The sequence below is a fragment of the Bradyrhizobium sp. genome (assembly GCF_052389815.1).
In the GTDB taxonomy this organism is placed as follows: domain Bacteria; phylum Pseudomonadota; class Alphaproteobacteria; order Rhizobiales; family Xanthobacteraceae; genus Bradyrhizobium.
On the sequence record NZ_JBQTHN010000171.1, the window covers coordinates 1 to 15,600 of the forward strand.

The following is a 15,600-nucleotide window of genomic DNA, read 5'->3' on the forward strand; positions in this document are numbered from 1 at the left end:
CCCGGGTTCGATGCTGCGCATCGCCCCGGAATGACAACAAGAAAAGGGAACCCGCATGTCGGATATTTCAGGGGTGAAGGCGCTGGTCTTCGACGTGTTCGGCACCTGCGTCGACTGGCGCACCAGCCTGATCGACGATTTCACGAAATGGTCTGCGAGCCGCGGCATCGAGGCGGACTGGACCGCGCTGGTCGACGGCTGGCGCGCCGTCTACATGGCCTCGATGGATGAGGTGCGCAAGAATCCGCAGAACGGCTACGTCATTCTCGACGTGCTGCATCGCCGCTCGCTGGAGAAGCTGGTCGCGCAGCTCGGCATCAAGGGCCTCACCGACGCCGATCTGCATTACCTCACCATGGGCTGGCACCGCCTGCATTCATGGCCCGACACCAATGCGGGCCTGGCGCGGCTGAAGACCAAATACATCATCTCGCCGCTGTCCAACGGCAATGTCGCGCTGCTCACCGACATGGCGAAGTTCGCCGGCATGCCGTGGGACCTCATCATGTCGGCAGAGCTGTTCGAGCACTACAAGCCGGATCCCGAGACTTATCTCGGCGCGGCCAGGCTGCTCTGCCTCGCGCCGAAGGAAGTGATGATGGTGGCCGCGCACAATAACGACCTCAAGGCTGCGCAGCAGAACGGATTGAAAACCGCCTTCGTCGCGCGCCCGACCGAATACGGCCCGCACCAGAAGCTGGATTTCGAGGCCACCGGCGACTGGGACATCGTGGCCAAGGATTTCGGTGGGATAGCCGACCGGATGGGTTGCTAACGGTTCGCGGCCGGGCGAATCATTGAAGCGTCGTGCTTCGTGCCTGGCTCAGAGAGCATCATGACGCTTCCCGCATCCGCATTGCCGCTCGAGACGCCGCAGGCCTTCCTCGGTGTCACGAAATCCGCGACCGGCAAGCTCTGGCGCGACCGGCTCGATGCGCGCGGGCAGGCGCGGGCGCTGACGATCGTGCAGCGCTACCAGCTGCCGGAAATGCTGGCGCGGGTGCTGGCGGGCCGCGATGTCGAGATCGATGCGGTCGAGGATTTCCTCGATCCGACCATCCGCAAGCTGATGCCCGATCCCTACACCGTGACGCAGATGGAGGCGGCCGCCAGGCGTATCGCCGATGCCGCTGACCGTGGCGAGAAGGTCGCGATCTTCGGCGACTACGACGTCGACGGCGCCACCTCGGCGGCACTGCTCGCCTGGCACCTCCGCCACTGCGGGCTCGATCCGCTGATCCATATTCCCGACCGGCTGTTCGAAGGCTATGGCCCCAACACCGAAGCCGTCCGCATGCTGGCAGGCAAGGGCGCGACTCTGCTGGTGAGCGTGGACTGCGGCACCACCAGCCTGGAAGCGCTGGCGGAAGCGAGGAAGCTCGGAATGTCCGTCGTCGTCATCGACCATCACCAATGCGGCGAGCAATTGCCCGAGGTCGATGCGCTGGTGAACCCGAACCGGCCGGACGATCTCTCCGGTCTCGGCTATCTCGCCGCCGTCGGCCTCGTGCTGGTGACGCTGGTCGCGGTCAATCGCGAATTGCGCCAGCGCGGTTTCTGGAGCGCGGAGATGCCGGAACCCGACCTGCTAGGCATGCTGCATCACGTCGCGCTCGGCACCGTTGCCGACGTCGCGCCGCTCACCGGGCTGAATCGCGCCTTCGTCGCCAAGGGACTGATCGCGATGCGGCGGCGCGACCATGTCGGCCACACTGCGCTGATGGACGTCTCCCGTCTCAACGGCCCGCCGGAAGCCTGGCATCTCGGCTTCATGCTGGGCCCGCGCATCAATGCCGGCGGCCGCATCGGCCGCGCCGATCTCGGCGTGCGCCTGCTGCTGGAAGGCGACGTGTCGGAAGCAGCGCGGATCGCGGCCGAGCTCGACCGTCTCAACAGCGAGCGGCGCCTGATCGAGCAGGCCGCGGAGGCACAGGCCGAGGCGGAGGCGCTTGCTTCCCTCGGCATTGAGGATAAAGGCGCCGTCATCGTCACGGCGTCCGAAGGCTGGCATCCCGGCGTGGTCGGCCTCGTTGCCGCGCGGTTGAAGGAAAAATTCGCGCGGCCCGCCTTTGCCATTGCGCTCGAGCCCGGCGGCATCGGCACCGGTTCCGGCCGCTCCATCTCCGGCGTCGATCTCGGCAAGGCGGTGCGGCAGGCAGTGAGGGACGGCCTGCTGATGAAGGGCGGCGGCCATGCCATGGCCGCGGGCGTCACACTGCGGAAAGAACGGCTGGCCGAATTCCGCGCCTGGATCGAGAGCGCGCTCGCCGCCGACGTCGCCAATTCCCGCCACGAGAACGAGCTCCTCATCGACGGCGCGGTCAGTGCGCGGGCGGTGACGCCTGAATTCGTCAAGACCCTGAACCGCGCCGGCCCGTTCGGCGCCGGCAATCCGGAGCCGGTGATCGCGCTGCCGTCGCACCAGCTCGTGTTCGCCGACGAGGTCGGCCAGGCGCATCTGCGGTTGCGCTTCAAGTCGGGCGACGGCGCCATCGTCAACGCCATGGCATTCCGCAGCGTGGGACAAAAGCTCGGGCATGCGCTGGTGCAGAACCGCGGCCAGCAATTGCATGTGGCGGGATCGCTCGCGGTAGACCGTTGGCAGGGCGCCGAACGTGTGCAAATGCGTGTGGCCGATGTTGCGGTGCCCGACGAAGGGCCGGCGATGATCAGGTAACAAGAAACGTTGTGCAGGGAGTGAACATGGCAGGGCAGGTTGCAGGCAAGGTCGCGCTGGTCACCGGCGGGGCATCGGGTATCGGCGCGGCGGTCTGCGAGCTCTTGGCGCGCGAGGGCGCCTCCGTGGCGGTCACCGATGTCGATGACCTCCGCGGTCCGGAACTCGTCGCCCGCATCAAGAAGGCGGGCGGCGAGGCGACGTTCTGGCATCAGGACGTCACCAGCGAAGAGCGCTGGACCGAGATCGTGGCCGAAGTCGTCAAGCGCTACGGCCGGCTCGACATCCTCGTCTCCAATGCCGGCATCGGCATCGGCGTGCCCACGATCACGCAGATGACGCTGGAGGACTGGCGGCGCCAGACCGCAATCAATCTCGACGGCGTCTTCCTGTCGGTGAAGCACTGCCTGCCGGCGATGCGCAAGGGCGGCCGCGGCGGTTCGATCGTCCTGATGTCGTCGCTGGCGGGCCTGCGCGGCGCGCAGTCGCTCGCCGGATACTGCGCGACCAAGGGCGGCGTGCGGTTGTTCGCGAAGGCGATCGCGATGGAGTGCGCCTCGTTCGGCGACGGCGTGCGCGTCAACTCCGTGCATCCCGGCATCATCGACACCCCGATCTGGGGCAAGATCCCGGCGGGTGCGGCCGGACAGGGCCAGAACGCGCCGATCGATCCGGAAGAGCGGGCGCGGCTTGCGACGCCGTTCGGCCGCGCCGGCCATGCCATGGAGATCGCGCAGGGCGTGCTGTACCTGGCGTCGGACGCATCGAGCTACGTGACTGGAACGGAGCTCGTCATCGACGGCGGCATGAATGCGGGCGGAGCTCTACGCATGCCCGATGCGCCCGCGCATCCGATGCCGGATTTCGGTAGCTAAGCTGGACGGCGTGTCTTTCCCCGAGCAGGGATGGGTGTATAGAGCTGGGCGAGCGGCAGGTTCGCTCGCGCTTTACGCGCTCGACGCTCGCTCTCTCAGTCTATCGATCCATTGGCCATCTAGACCATGGAGCGCATCTGCAACTGGCCAGCCAGGAGCTGTCTCAATCAGGTGAAGCAGCGACCAAGCAAGCCCGAAGCAATCATCCGGCCCGAACAGTTGTACCAAAGCCCTTGCCTCATTATCAGTAATCGGTGTCTGCACTTGGGCAAGCAAAGCCTTGAAGTCCTGCAACATCGGCACAGTTGCAGCATTTGAACTCGGCAATGGGCCGGTTTGGACAAGGCGTTCGATGGCTGGCTGCATCATTGTTGTCATCTTCCGATCACCCGGTAGGGGCTCGACGCGCCCTGCAATGACGATGACCTAGCCGCCCTGCCGCAACCGCGCCAGCACCTTTAAGCCGCCATAGCCGTCGGCGGGCAGCAGGCCCATCTTGGTCTGATAATCCCTGACGGCCTTCATGGTGTCGTTGCCGACGCGGCCGTCGGTGCCGCCGGTGTCGAAGCCGGCCTTGGTCAGCCGCGTCTGCATTTCCTGGATTTCGGCCAGCGTCAGCGCGCGCTCGGAGCCGGGAAACGGCTGGATGAACGTTGGCCCGCCCAGGATGCGGTCGCCGAGATGGCAGATCGCAAGCGCGTAGTTCATCGAGGGATTGTAGCTCTTCACGGCATTGAAGTTCGGGCCGAGCAGGAACGTCGGGCCGCCCGCGACCGGCGTCCACATCTGCGCCGATGCGTTCGGCTGCGGGAATGGCTTGCCGTCGGCGCGGGTGACGCCGGCGCTTTGCCACGCCGCATAGCTGCGGCTGCCGGAAGCGCCGCTCGCGCCGCGGACCTCATAGCCCCAATGCTCGCCGCGACGATACTTGCCGCGATTGAGCAGGTATTTCGCACTCGATCCCAGCGCATCGTCGGGCCTGCCGAACGGCGAGACCTTGCCGTCGCGGTCATAGTCGATGCCGACATTGAGCCAGACTTCCGGCATCCACTGCGTGTGGCCCATCGCACCGGCCCAGGAGCCGCGCATTTCCTCCGGCGTGCCCCAGCCGCGGTCGACGATGCGCAGCGCATTGATCAGCTCGGTTTCCCAATAGGCCCTGCGGCGCGGCTCGTTCCAGGCGAGCGCGGCAAGCGAGGGAAAAATCGGGCGCATGTGGTTCTGCTGCACCAGCGGATCGCCGAAGGCGGACTCGACGCCCCACAGCGCCAGTAGAGTGCCGCGCTCGACGCCGAAATCCTGCTCGATGCGCGCGAACAGCGCCTCGTTCTTGCGCAGCGCCTCGCGGCCGTTGGTGATGCGCCAGTCGGAGACGCGGCGGTTGATGTATTGCCAGACCTGCTCGTGGAATTCCGGCTGCTTCCGGAACTGCTTGAACACGGACATGTCGGGCTCGATGCGGCCCATCACCCGGTTCCAGGTCGCGTCCGAAATGCCCTTTCCTTGCGCGCGCGCGCGGAAAGAATCGCGCCATTGGTCGAAGCCGGGCGGCGCCGCGGCAAGGGCAGGGCTCGCGAGGAGGGCGGTCGCGCCAATACCCGCCTGCAGCAGGGTCCGGCGGGTGGGCGAGAGCAGGGAATCAGGTTGTTTCATCGGGCCAGTCTAGCGGCGTATGAACAGCTTGGCCGCGGTCGGCGGCAGATCGTGAAGACTTTCAGGCTGACTTGAATACCATCAAATAGAAAATCCCAAGCATCGCTGTCGTTGAAGGGAGGCCCAAGAACGTCCAATTTTTGAATCGCTCATTGTACTCAGCGGGCAATTCCGAGTTTGTCTCAATAGCCGTCTTGGAAAGTTCGACCATGCGATGCTGCAACCAAACACCAAGGATCCAGCAAGCAGCAGCTATGCAAAATAGTAACGAGGCCCACCCAAGCCATCCAGTCAAAACCGGAAATCCCGCTATCGATGCCAGCCACAATCCGGTGATGATTTGAGCAAGCGCGGACAATATAGTGAGGTAAGACTCAACCTTGACGATATGAGGCCCGACTTCTGCAATTACTTTCATTTTTCTGGAGCCAAAGACGATTGTACCCAGCAAGGCAGCAAAAATACCTCCACCAAATAGAATTGTAGAGCTCAAAACGTGGATCAATTTTAGTGTTGGATAGATCATTGTAGCTCTCTAGCGGCGGGGAACTAGCTTTCCTGCAAGTCTGTGGCGATTCTGGACAGCCAGCGGCGCACCATGCGTTGCGATTTTGCGCTCAGCCCGGCCGCGAGCCGCCGCTCCAGTGCGAGCGCATGACGGCGGCAGCCGTCCAGCAGCCGCACGCCGCGGCGGGTCAGTGTCCACTGCAGCATCCGGCCGTGCACGGGATGCGGCGTCCTGGCGATGGCGCCTGATCGCTCGAGGTTGCGGATGATGACGCCGACGGTCTGCGGTGTCAGCAGCGCCACGCGCGCCAGTTCCGCGCCCGACAGGCCGGGATAGGCGCGCAGCATCGTCAGCACGACGAATTGCGGCGGGGTCACCTTGAGGCTCGCAAGCGCACGCTCCATCGACAGGCGGCTGGCGGCCTGTGCCTGGCGCAGCAGATAGGCGAGATAACCCTGCTCGCCGCGCTTGCCCTGGCCGGGCGGCGGGGGGAGGATGGCGGACTTGGCCGTGGCCCCGGATCGGTTCCGCGAAGCCGATCCGGCAGGCCGGCGCCCGTCGCGCTTCTTCGGCTTTGGCGGCGGCGGCTTCGGTCGCGATTTCCGGACCGCAGCTGGTGCGGGCTTGCGAGGCATATAAGAGCTCTTATAATAAATCAGAGCACTGATAACATGAGGTATTGTCGATGTCACATGCCCGGAGTGAATACACGGATTTCCAGAAGCTGGCCCCCGATGCCTTCGCCGCCGTCCGCGAGCTGAGCGCGATCGCCGCCAAGGCAGGCATCGACAAGCAGCTGCTCGAGCTGATCAAGATACGGGCGTCGCAGATCAACGGCTGCGCCTTCTGCCTGCAATTTCACATCCTGCAATCCGAAAAGCTCGGCATGGCCGCCGACAAGATCAATCTCGTGGCGGTGTGGCGCGAGGCGCCGCAGTTCTCGGCGCGCGAGCGCGCCGCGCTGGCCTGGACGGAAGCGCTGACAGTATTGCCCAACGGGGTCAGCGACGAAGTCTTTGCGCAGGCCAGCGCCGAGTTCAACGAGAAGGAATTGATGTACCTGACCTCGGCGGTCGCGGCGATCAACACCTGGAACCGGTTCGGCGCCGCCTATCGCTGGACCCCGCCGGCCCGGCAGAAGGTGGGCGCGGCGGCGGGCTGAACTAGCACTTGGAGCGTCTTGCCCACACCGTCGCTACTTTGCATGGGGTTGTTTTCGATATTTTGGTCGGGGCGGAAATGTTCCGTGCCTTCGTCGGGCAAAGCGGACAATCGGCCTGACCGGTCTAGTTCGCGCCGGCCTCCCGCGCTCCGGGCCGGCTGGCCTCCGCCGGCAGCGCTTGCGCGACGGCCGCGGCGGTCACCGGCTCGTTGCCGATCCTGCGGCCGCGGCCGCCGATCAGCCGCTCATAGGCCGACACCAGCGTCGTGTAAGGATTGACCCAGAGCCAGCCGTCGCGCGTGAACACCTGCACGTCGAAATGCAGATGCCGGCTGGTGCCGTTGGGACGGTCGAGATAGTTCGAGACCACGCCGATCGGCTCGCCTTCGATAAGGCGGCGCCCGTTGAGCAGGCCGTCGGCGTCCATCGCCGATGGGTTCATGTGCATGTAGCGGAAGCGGATGTGCTCGGTGCGGGTATTGACCTGCAGCGTCGCCGCCTGCTGCTTGGGCGCGCGGATCACCACGCCGTCGCGCACGGCGACGATCGCCTGCCGCTTGTCGTCGCAGCCTTCGGCACTCTCCTCGGCGGAGCAGGGCCGCGGCCGAAGGTCCTGCCCCTGGTGGCCGAAGCCGCTGGCGCACTGGCCGACGTTGAAGCTGCGCGCTTCGCAGAAATTGTCGCGCCAGGGATAGGTGCCGGCGATCAGCCTGGTCTTGTCGCGGCGGGCAAAGGATTGCGAGCGGATCGCGACGGGGACGCGCACCAGCGGAAAGCGGATCTGCGAATAGGCGGTATTGTCGGCGTGGCCGGATTGCCGGCGCGATCCGGTCTTTGCGATGATATCGCCGCTCGGGCGATAGGTGAATTCGGCAGATGCCGCCACCGGACGTTCGACACGGAGGGAGGCGATGTTCTTGCGCGGCCGCGAGGGCAGGCCGCCGGCCACCTGCAACGCCTTCAGAAAGCGCTCCGCGATCGGATAGGCCTCGCGGCACGCCAGCCGCCGCGCCCGCGGCGCCGAATCCAGGCACTGGATCGAGACCACATAGGGCACGCCGAACTTCGTGAAGGCGTAGCGAACGTAGCCTTCCCGGATGAAGCGGCGCATGTCGGGAAATTGTGCGGCAAGCGATTTGACCGGTTCGCCCTTGCCGCCGGCGGGATCGGCGAGGTCGTAGACCAGAAGCGAGCCCGTGATCTGCACCTCGACCGGCCGCGCAAAGGTCCGGTGCGGCAGGTCTTCGCCGGTTGCCGGCGGCAGCGAGAAGGTGGCGTCATAGCCAGAGAGCCCCGCATGGAAGAGATCGGTGCGGAACTCAGCCTGAAAGCGCGCGAGCTTTCCTTCGTCCGGAGCGCCGTTCGGCCGCGCCTCGAGCCAGGCCGCCGCATCGAACGGGAGCAGCACCGGAATCGGACTGCGGCCGATGCCGTTGAAAATCTGCGACGTGATGGCGTTGAGCTGCACCAGCGCCGGCATCGAGCGCGGGTCGGAAACGGCGTAGCGCTGCTGGATGGCAAAGCTGAGGGTGGAGGCGGCGACAGGTTGGCGGCTCACCTCGGTGCGGAGCTGGTCGAGCGCCGTTCGCCATTCGACGCGCATTGCCGAGACCGAGGGGGTGTGGAATTGATCGGCCGCAGCAAGGCCGCCGCCGGCCAGTTGCAGAAGAAAGACTGCCAGCAGGCGCAGGACGAACCGGTCAGCTCTCTTCCCCAACTCCCTCGCCCCCCGGCGATTGCCTGTTTAAGAGAGCCTCAGTCTAGTCCTTTGCGCGCTCGACGTAAGACCCGTCTTCCGTCATGACCACGATCCGTGTCCCTGCGGCCACATGCGGCGGCACCGAGGTGCGCACGCCGTTGGAGAGGATCGCCGGCTTGTAGGAGGACGATGCGGTCTGGCCCTTGGTCACCGGCTCGGTTTCCACGACCTCCAGCGTCGCGCGCTGGGGCAGGGTGATCGCGACCGGGTTCATCTCGTGCATCGAGACCTTGACGGTCATGTTCTCCTGAAGGTACGGCGCGGAACTGCCGACGATGTCCTTCGCCACCTGGATCTGGTCATAGGTTTCGGCATTCATGAAGTGGAAGCCGTCGGCATCTTCATACAAATAATTGAAGTTGCGGTCCTCGACGGTGGCCTTTTCGACCTGGTCGGTGGTCTTGTAGCGCTCGGACACCTTCACGCCGTCGCCGATTCGGCGCATTTCGATCTGGCTGACCGGGGTTCCCTTGCCGGGATGGATGTTTTCGGCGCTGAGGACGACGTAGAGCTTGCCGTCCTGCTCGATGATGTTGCCCTTGCGGATGGAACTGGCGATGACTCTCAAAGCTATTTTTCCCGAATTGCTGGCCTCCGGCCGATCCGGGCAGGTCTGCCCATGGCCGAGGGAGGCGGTTTCGGGGCGCAACATACTGATTTGGCCTGCAGATGCCACCCTTTTCCGGCGGAGAGACATGGACAAGCCGCGAGTCTTTGGACATGAAGGCCCAAAGCTGGGCCGACGTTGCTCGGTTGCCGCTTGCGTGTGCAAAATTAAACGATATCAATGATATACAGAATAGATTTCATTGATTGCATGGACCCGGCTCGCGCTGGCTTCGCCGGGATCGACCGATGAAGGCCGGGCCCGACCAGCCGTCGCCCTGGTGGTCGTCGGCGCGGCATGCCGATCGCCGGCCGTTCCTGCTGGCGCGCCGGGAAATCACCCGGGCGATCCGGGCCTGGTTCGAAGAGCAGGGATTTGCCGAGGTCGAGACCGGCATCCTGCAGGTCTCGCCCGGTAATGAAACGCACCTTCACGCGCCGCGGACCGAGCTCATTCGCGCCGACGGCAGCCGGATGACCCGGTACATGCGCACGTCGCCCGAATTTGCGTGCAAGAAGCTGCTCGCCGCCGGCGAGCAGAAGATATTCGAGTTCGCGCGGGTGTTCCGCGATCACGAGCGCGGCGACCTGCATTTGCCCGAGTTCACCATGCTGGAATGGTACCGCGCCAATGCCCACTATGACGCCATCATGGCCGATGCGGTCGTGGTGATCGCGCACGCCGCGCAGGCGACCGGCATCGGCAGCTTCTCGTTTCGCGGCAGGCACTGCGATCCCTTCGCCGAGCCGGAACTCCTCACCGTGGCTTCCGCCTTCGAGCGCTTTGCGGGCATCGACCTGCTTGCGACGATCATGGGCGGCGAGGGCGATCGTCCGGCGCTGGCGGCGGCAGCCAAGGACCGCGTGCGCGTGGCCGACGACGACACCTGGTCGGACATCTTCAGCAAGGTTCTGGTCGAGCACGTCGAACCTCATCTGGGACTGGGGCGGCTCACGCTGCTGTTCGAGTATCCGGCGCCGGAGGCGGCGCTGGCGCGGACCAAACCGTCCGATCCGCGCGTCGCCGAGCGGTTCGAGCTCTATGCCTGCGGCGTCGAGCTTGCCAACGGCTTTGGCGAACTGACCGATCCGGTCGAACAGCGCCATCGTTTCACCGCCTCGATGGACGAGAAGGAGCGCCGCTACGGCGAGCGCTATCCGCTGGACGATGAATTTCTGGCTGCGGTAGCCCATATGCCCGAGGCGAGCGGCGTCGCGCTCGGCTTCGACCGGCTGGTGATGCTGGCGAGCGGCGCGCCGAGGATCGAACAGGTGGTATGGACGCCGCCGGCGGGAGAGGCATGAACAGGATCGACCCCAAGCTGCTAGCTACCTTGCGCCAGCCGGCCGAGCTGATCGCGCGCGGGCTTGCGCCAGCCTCTGCGCTGGCGGAGCTCGAGAAGGTTGCCGCGCGCTACGCCATTGCGGTGACGCCGGAGATCGCTGCGCTTATCGATCCGGACGATCCGGCCGACCCGATTGCGCGGCAGTTCATCCCGAGCGCGCAGGAACTGGTCGCAGCGCCAGGTGAGAGTGCCGATCCGATCGGCGATGATGTGCACTCGCCGGTTCCGGGGATCGTGCACCGCTATCCCGACCGCGTGCTGTTCAAACTGGTACATGTCTGCGCGGTCTATTGCCGCTTCTGCTTCCGCCGCGAGATGGTCGGACCGGGCAAGCCGAATGCGCTGACCGATGACGCCTATCGCGCCGCGCTCGACTATATCCGGCGCGACAGCGAAATCTGGGAAGTGATCGTGACCGGTGGTGACCCGCTGATGCTGTCGCCACGCCGGCTCGCCGAAATCATGGCCGACCTCGCCGCGATCGATCACGTCAGGATCATCCGCATTCATACCCGCGTGCCCGTCGCCGATCCCGCGCGGGTGAGCGCGGAAATGGTGTCGGCGCTCAAGGTCGACGGCGCGACGACGTGGATCGCCGTTCATGCCAACCACCCGCGCGAGTTTTCCGATGCCGCGCGCGCGGCCTGCGCGCGGCTCGCCGACGCCGGCATTCCGCTGGTCAGCCAGTCCGTGCTGCTGCGGGGCGTCAACGATGATGCCGCGACGCTGGAAGCATTGATGCGTACCTTCGTCGAGCTCAGGATCAAGCCATATTATCTGCATCACGGCGATCTCGCGCCGGGCACCGCACATCTGCGCACCACGATCAATCATGGGCAGGAACTGATGCGCGGCTTGCGCGGGCGCGTCTCGGGCCTGTGCCAGCCGGAATATGTGCTGGATATCCCGGGCGGTCATGGCAAGGCGCCGGTCGGGCCGAGCTATTTGTCGCAGCCGGACTCGCAGCAACGTGATAAACTTGCCGAAACACGCTACTGCGTGGTCGATTATTGCGGCGAGGTCCATCTCTATCCGCCGCCGCGGTTGCCATGACGGACAAGGGAGAGGAGCCGCCGGAACAGGGCAATCGCACCGTCGAGAATGCGGTGCTGGCGGGATTTTTCGTCGTACTGGTGGCGGCGGGGATCTGGTTGCTTGGAACCATGGCCGACGTGCGAAAGGCGCAGGATTGCGCGGCCCAGGGACGGCGAAACTGTGCGACAATCGACGTGCCCGAACGGACGCGATGAACAGGTTGAAGAAAATGCGGGAGAAGCGAGATGCGTGAAGTCCTTCTGTCGGTGGCACTGGTGCTCTTGATCGGCATTCCCGGCGGCTTTGCCCAGACCGGCGGCACGTCGACCGCGGTGAAGAATCCAACGGGGACCGGCGTGCCGCCGGCGCCGGTGGGCCACCGCCAGCCGCGCGCGGCCGACGTCCCGGACGAGAGATACAATCTCAACAACCCGAACGATCCTCTTGCCAAGGAGAACGCCTTGCTCGACAAGAAGCTCAAGGGCATCTGCCGCGGCTGCTGATCTGGCAGGGCGCGCACGCCGCGCCCCGCTCTCCATTCCCCTTACGCCGACAATTCGCCGAGGCGGCGTCCGCGCACGCTGCCTCGCGCCTCGACCGCATCGGCCAGTTCCTCCAGAGCGGTGACGGTCGTCTCCCAATCGATGCAGCCATCGGTGATGCTCTGCCCGTAGGTGAGCGGCTTGCCAGCCGCTACGTCCTGCCGGCCGGCCACCAGGTGGCTCTCGATCATCACACCCATGATGCGGCGTTCGCCCGCGGCCACCTGCCGCGCGATGTCGGCGACGACCAGCGGCTGGTTCTCCGGCTTCTTGCTGCTGTTGGCGTGGCTGGTGTCGATCATGATGCGCGGCTTGACGCCCGCTTTCGCCAGATCGGCCGCCGCCGCCTCGACGCTCCCGGCATCGTAGTTCGGCTGGCTGCCGCCGCGCAGGATGATGTGGCAGTCCTCGTTGCCGGCGGTTGCCGCGATCGCCGACCGGCCGCCCTTGGTCACCGCCATGAAATGATGCGGATGCGAGGCCGACTTCACCGCATCGGCCGCGATGCGCACATTGCCGTCGGTGCCGTTCTTGAACCCGACCGGGCACGACAGGCCCGACGCCAGCTCGCGATGGATCTGGCTTTCCGTGGTGCGCGCGCCGATGGCGGCCCAGCCGACGAGGTCGGCAATATATTGCGGCGTCGTCATGTCCAGGAATTCGGTGCCGGCGGGCAGGCCGAGATTGTTGACGGCGGAGAGCACGTTGCGGGCGAGGCTGAGGCCCTTGTTGATGTTGAAGCTGCCGTCCAGATCGGGGTCGTTGATCAGGCCCTTCCAGCCGACGGTGGTGCGCGGCTTCTCGAAATAGACGCGCATCACGATTTCCAGCCGGTCGGCCAGGCGCTCGCGCAAGGTGGCGAGCCGCTCCGCATAATCGACCGCGGCGGCGGGATCGTGGATCGAGCAGGGGCCGACCACGACCAATAGCCGCTCATCGGTGCCGTTCAGGATGGCATGGATGGCGTTGCGCGCGGCCATCACGACGCGGGTTGCGGTCAGCGTGCGCGGAACCTCGCGCATCACCTGCTCGGGGGTACTGAGCTCCTTGAGCTCACGGATGCGAAGATCGTCGGTGGTACTCAACATGGCGAAGTTCCTCTTGTGGTTTCGAGGACCTGCCGGCCAAACAAAAAGCCGCCAGGTCTGGCGGCTTGTTCGGACTTGGGCTGCAACTTCTGTTCTCAGAGTGCGCGCGATCCTCCCACCGCCAGCGAGCTGTCGTAGCTAAAATACCAAAAATAGCTGGTGGCGCGGTTGATCATGGCTGGGCATGTAGCCTAGCCGGGCGCGCTTGTCATCCCCCAATCTCGCGATCGCATGATGAGTGTTGCCAAACGGTATCAGGCCTTTCGTGCCGCCAGCGCCATGCCGATCAGCGTCGACCCGCCGAACAGCATGTTGAGCCCGGCCAGAAGGCCGATCGCCCACTCCGCCGAGCCGGGCAGGCCCGCGACGATCAGGCCGGCGATGACGATGTCCATCGCGCCGCCGATCAACAGCCACGACCAGCGCTCGGACAATTCGCGGCGATGCTCCAGCGCATAGAGGATGGTTGCGGCGCCTTCGGCCAGGAAGTAGGCGCCGACCACGATGGTGAGCGTCAACACGCCCTGCATCGGCCGCGCCAGCAGGAGCAGGCCCGCGAGCACCGCCAGTGCCGCCGAGATCAGCGACCACCAGAAACCCGGCATCTCGCGCGCCCAGAAGGTCACGATCAGTCCGCCGATGCCCGCGATCAGGAACAGCCAGCCCAGCAGGATCGTCACCGCAAGCCCCGCGAGCTGCGGCAGGATCAATGCGGCGAGGCCCATGACGGCAAGCAGGATGCCTTCGAACAGAAACACTTTCCAATGCGCCCGCATCGCGTCGCGCATCCTGGCCTGCAATTCGTTGAGATCGTGGGGAAGGGTCATGGACGATACTCTCGACAATGTTGCTTCAATATAGTGCTGGCCGGCATCCCGGTCAGCCGCCGTGTCCGGACATTGACGAGAATCCATCCGAGATGGCGCGCATCCGGTTGCGGCCGAGGAAATAGACGGCGGTGGTGGCGATGAGCAGCGCAACCCCGATCACGATGGCGATCAGCCCGACGGAGCCGGTGAGCACGCTCATGTTGCGGTCGGGATTGATCAGCCAGCGGTGCGCGGCGCCGAGCAGGAAGGCGAGGCCGGCAAACCCCGCGCCGCCGCCGAACACCAGCAGCGCCCACATCCGCCGCAGCTGGCTCAGCCGCTCGCGCGCCACTTCCGTGCGCGGCGCATGGTGGCGGCCGACGCGTCGCACCAGGCGGATGGCAAAGCCGATCGAGGAAAAGCCGATCAGGATGCTGGTGGCGCCGAGCAGCATCCGCGTGGTGGAAGGCAAGTCCGGATTCTGCTGCAACATCAGCAGGGGAAAATCGAACGCCGCATGCAGGCCGATCGGTCCGAGCAGCACCAGCGCCCAGCTCGAGATCCGCGCCCAGTCGCGGTTGTGCCGGTTGGCGCCGAGCGCCGTGCCGGAGCGCGCGATCGCCAGATACGCCCCCGCGATGATGCCGAGCGCGCCATGGAAGGGCACCGTCAGCACGCTGCGCAGCGCCGCCAGCGAGCGCCAGATCTCGGAATGCTGCACGAGGTAGGCGAGGTTTTCGTAGGCAGCAAAGCCGAGGCCGGCCGCCGCGCCATAGACCACGGTGTCCATGGGATCGACGCCGCGGCTGCGGTTGCGCAGGCCAACCGCGACGATCACCAGCACCTTCACGATCTCCTCTGGCGCGGCGACGCCGAGCAGCGAATGCAGCACCAGGCCGAGCGAGGGATGATCGGCGCCCGCCAGCACGATCTTGGCGAACGGGGCGCGGGCAAGACCGAGCAGCGAGATGGAGGCTGCGCCGAGGAAGAAGGCGGACCAGACCCGTAGCGGCGGACCCGGCCGCTCGTCGGTCGCAATCACCAGCCACAGGAACAGCAGCGCAGGCGCAACCGCAGCGGTGCCGATCACGGTGGGGAGGGATTCGAGAAGCAACATCACGCCACGCAGATAGGCCAGATTTGCATTGTTATCCACCGCCGCGCTCCGGTCCGGGCGTGCGGCCGCGCGCCGCGGACGGTTCTTGGCGGGCGAAACCGGCCGTTGCCACACTGTCCGTAGCGGGTGAAGTTGTCGTATTTTTGTAGCTCGTAATCTGTCGCCTTCGTTGTTGAGTTTTTCGGCGGAGCCAGAAGGCGTGGACGGCTCCGCCGGCTTGGTCATGCCATGGATATTGCGGTCGGGTTAGCCCTCCTTGCCGGTTTCTTTGTTCGACTTGAAGCCCGTTTCTCCGTCCCGACCCGCGCAATCTCGGTGGCGGCGCGCGCAGGAGCGGTCAAGGACGCGCGCTTGCGCGCCCGCAAGGGCTTGTCCTTGACGGCTCCGAGCACGCTGCCAGGCTGAGGCGCGTCGGGGCTGATC

Annotated in this window: 17 protein-coding genes; 8 read left to right on the forward strand and 9 right to left on the reverse strand. The window is 65.5% G+C overall.

Annotated features, from left to right (window positions below):
* Positions 1-55: 55 nt before the first annotated feature.
* Genes ACT4OC_RS25255 through ACT4OC_RS25265 form a run of 3 tightly spaced genes read left to right on the forward strand, consistent with a single transcriptional unit; the run spans position 56 to position 3,552 of the window.
* Positions 56-775, forward strand: a complete 720-nt coding sequence (locus tag ACT4OC_RS25255; protein ID WP_444841768.1) for a haloacid dehalogenase type II — start codon at positions 56-58, stop codon at positions 773-775.
* Positions 776-835: 60 nt separating this feature from the next.
* A complete protein-coding gene (recJ, locus tag ACT4OC_RS25260) occupies positions 836-2,677 on the forward strand; it encodes a single-stranded-DNA-specific exonuclease RecJ (RefSeq protein WP_444841769.1) in 1,842 nt (613 codons plus the stop codon).
* A gap of 26 nt (positions 2,678-2,703) precedes the next feature.
* Positions 2,704-3,552, forward strand: a complete 849-nt coding sequence (locus ACT4OC_RS25265) for a glucose 1-dehydrogenase (protein WP_444841770.1) — start codon at positions 2,704-2,706, stop codon at positions 3,550-3,552.
* A gap of 72 nt (positions 3,553-3,624) precedes the next feature.
* Here the strand turns inward: ACT4OC_RS25265 and ACT4OC_RS25270 are convergent, their stop codons facing one another.
* From ACT4OC_RS25270 to ACT4OC_RS25285, 4 genes are all read right to left on the reverse strand, one after another.
* Positions 3,625-3,930 (reverse strand): hypothetical protein, encoded by a 306-nt coding sequence (locus ACT4OC_RS25270; protein ID WP_444841771.1) that lies wholly within the window; start codon positions 3,928-3,930, stop codon positions 3,625-3,627.
* A 48-nt stretch (positions 3,931-3,978) separates the two neighbouring features.
* On the reverse strand, positions 3,979-5,205 hold the full coding sequence (locus ACT4OC_RS25275) for a lytic murein transglycosylase (protein WP_444841772.1): 1,227 nt from the start codon (positions 5,203-5,205) through the stop codon (positions 3,979-3,981).
* A 61-nt stretch (positions 5,206-5,266) separates the two neighbouring features.
* On the reverse strand, positions 5,267-5,731 hold the full coding sequence (locus ACT4OC_RS25280; protein ID WP_444841773.1) for a DUF2269 family protein: 465 nt from the start codon (positions 5,729-5,731) through the stop codon (positions 5,267-5,269).
* Positions 5,732-5,754: 23 nt separating this feature from the next.
* Positions 5,755-6,348, reverse strand: a complete 594-nt coding sequence (locus tag ACT4OC_RS25285; RefSeq protein ID WP_444841774.1) for a MarR family winged helix-turn-helix transcriptional regulator — start codon at positions 6,346-6,348, stop codon at positions 5,755-5,757.
* Positions 6,349-6,398: 50 nt separating this feature from the next.
* Here ACT4OC_RS25285 and ACT4OC_RS25290 point away from each other — a divergent pair, with 50 nt between their 5' ends.
* Positions 6,399-6,875, forward strand: a complete 477-nt coding sequence (locus ACT4OC_RS25290; RefSeq protein ID WP_444841775.1) for a carboxymuconolactone decarboxylase family protein — start codon at positions 6,399-6,401, stop codon at positions 6,873-6,875.
* A 124-nt stretch (positions 6,876-6,999) separates the two neighbouring features.
* Here the strand turns inward: ACT4OC_RS25290 and ACT4OC_RS25295 are convergent, their stop codons facing one another.
* Both ACT4OC_RS25295 and efp read right to left on the reverse strand, forming a co-directional pair.
* The gene (locus ACT4OC_RS25295; RefSeq protein ID WP_444841776.1) at positions 7,000-8,592 is read right to left on the reverse strand and encodes a M23 family peptidase; all 1,593 of its coding nucleotides are present in this window, start codon (positions 8,590-8,592) and stop codon (positions 7,000-7,002) included.
* A gap of 43 nt (positions 8,593-8,635) precedes the next feature.
* On the reverse strand, positions 8,636-9,202 hold the full coding sequence (gene efp, locus ACT4OC_RS25300; RefSeq protein ID WP_444841777.1) for an elongation factor P: 567 nt from the start codon (positions 9,200-9,202) through the stop codon (positions 8,636-8,638).
* Positions 9,203-9,489: 287 nt separating this feature from the next.
* Here efp and epmA point away from each other — a divergent pair, with 287 nt between their 5' ends.
* The 4 genes from epmA to ACT4OC_RS25320 are packed head-to-tail and all read left to right on the forward strand — an operon-like array spanning position 9,490 to position 12,124.
* The gene (gene epmA / locus ACT4OC_RS25305; RefSeq protein WP_444841778.1) at positions 9,490-10,545 is read left to right on the forward strand and encodes an EF-P lysine aminoacylase EpmA; all 1,056 of its coding nucleotides are present in this window, start codon (positions 9,490-9,492) and stop codon (positions 10,543-10,545) included.
* Positions 10,542-11,639 (forward strand): lysine-2,3-aminomutase-like protein, encoded by a 1,098-nt coding sequence (locus tag ACT4OC_RS25310; protein ID WP_444841779.1) that lies wholly within the window; start codon positions 10,542-10,544, stop codon positions 11,637-11,639. The genes epmA and ACT4OC_RS25310 overlap by 4 nt, the downstream gene beginning before the upstream one ends.
* Complete coding sequence (locus ACT4OC_RS25315) at positions 11,636-11,836, forward strand: hypothetical protein (RefSeq protein WP_444841780.1); 201 nt, start codon at positions 11,636-11,638, stop codon at positions 11,834-11,836. The genes ACT4OC_RS25310 and ACT4OC_RS25315 overlap by 4 nt, the downstream gene beginning before the upstream one ends.
* A 30-nt stretch (positions 11,837-11,866) precedes the next feature.
* A complete protein-coding gene (locus ACT4OC_RS25320) occupies positions 11,867-12,124 on the forward strand; it encodes a hypothetical protein (protein WP_444841781.1) in 258 nt (85 codons plus the stop codon).
* Between the two features lie 41 nt (positions 12,125-12,165).
* Here ACT4OC_RS25320 and ACT4OC_RS25325 read toward each other — a convergent pair whose 3' ends face one another.
* The 3 genes from ACT4OC_RS25325 to ACT4OC_RS25335 form a co-directional block, all read right to left on the reverse strand.
* Entirely contained in the window at positions 12,166-13,251 is a 1,086-nt protein-coding gene (locus ACT4OC_RS25325; protein WP_444841782.1) for a 3-deoxy-7-phosphoheptulonate synthase, read from the reverse strand.
* A gap of 254 nt (positions 13,252-13,505) precedes the next feature.
* Complete coding sequence (locus ACT4OC_RS25330; RefSeq protein WP_444841783.1) at positions 13,506-14,078, reverse strand: HdeD family acid-resistance protein; 573 nt, start codon at positions 14,076-14,078, stop codon at positions 13,506-13,508.
* Between the two features lie 52 nt (positions 14,079-14,130).
* Positions 14,131-15,177, reverse strand: coding sequence for a PrsW family glutamic-type intramembrane protease (locus tag ACT4OC_RS25335; RefSeq protein ID WP_444841784.1), 1,047 nt, complete (start codon positions 15,175-15,177; stop codon positions 14,131-14,133).
* Positions 15,178-15,600 lie beyond the last annotated feature (423 nt).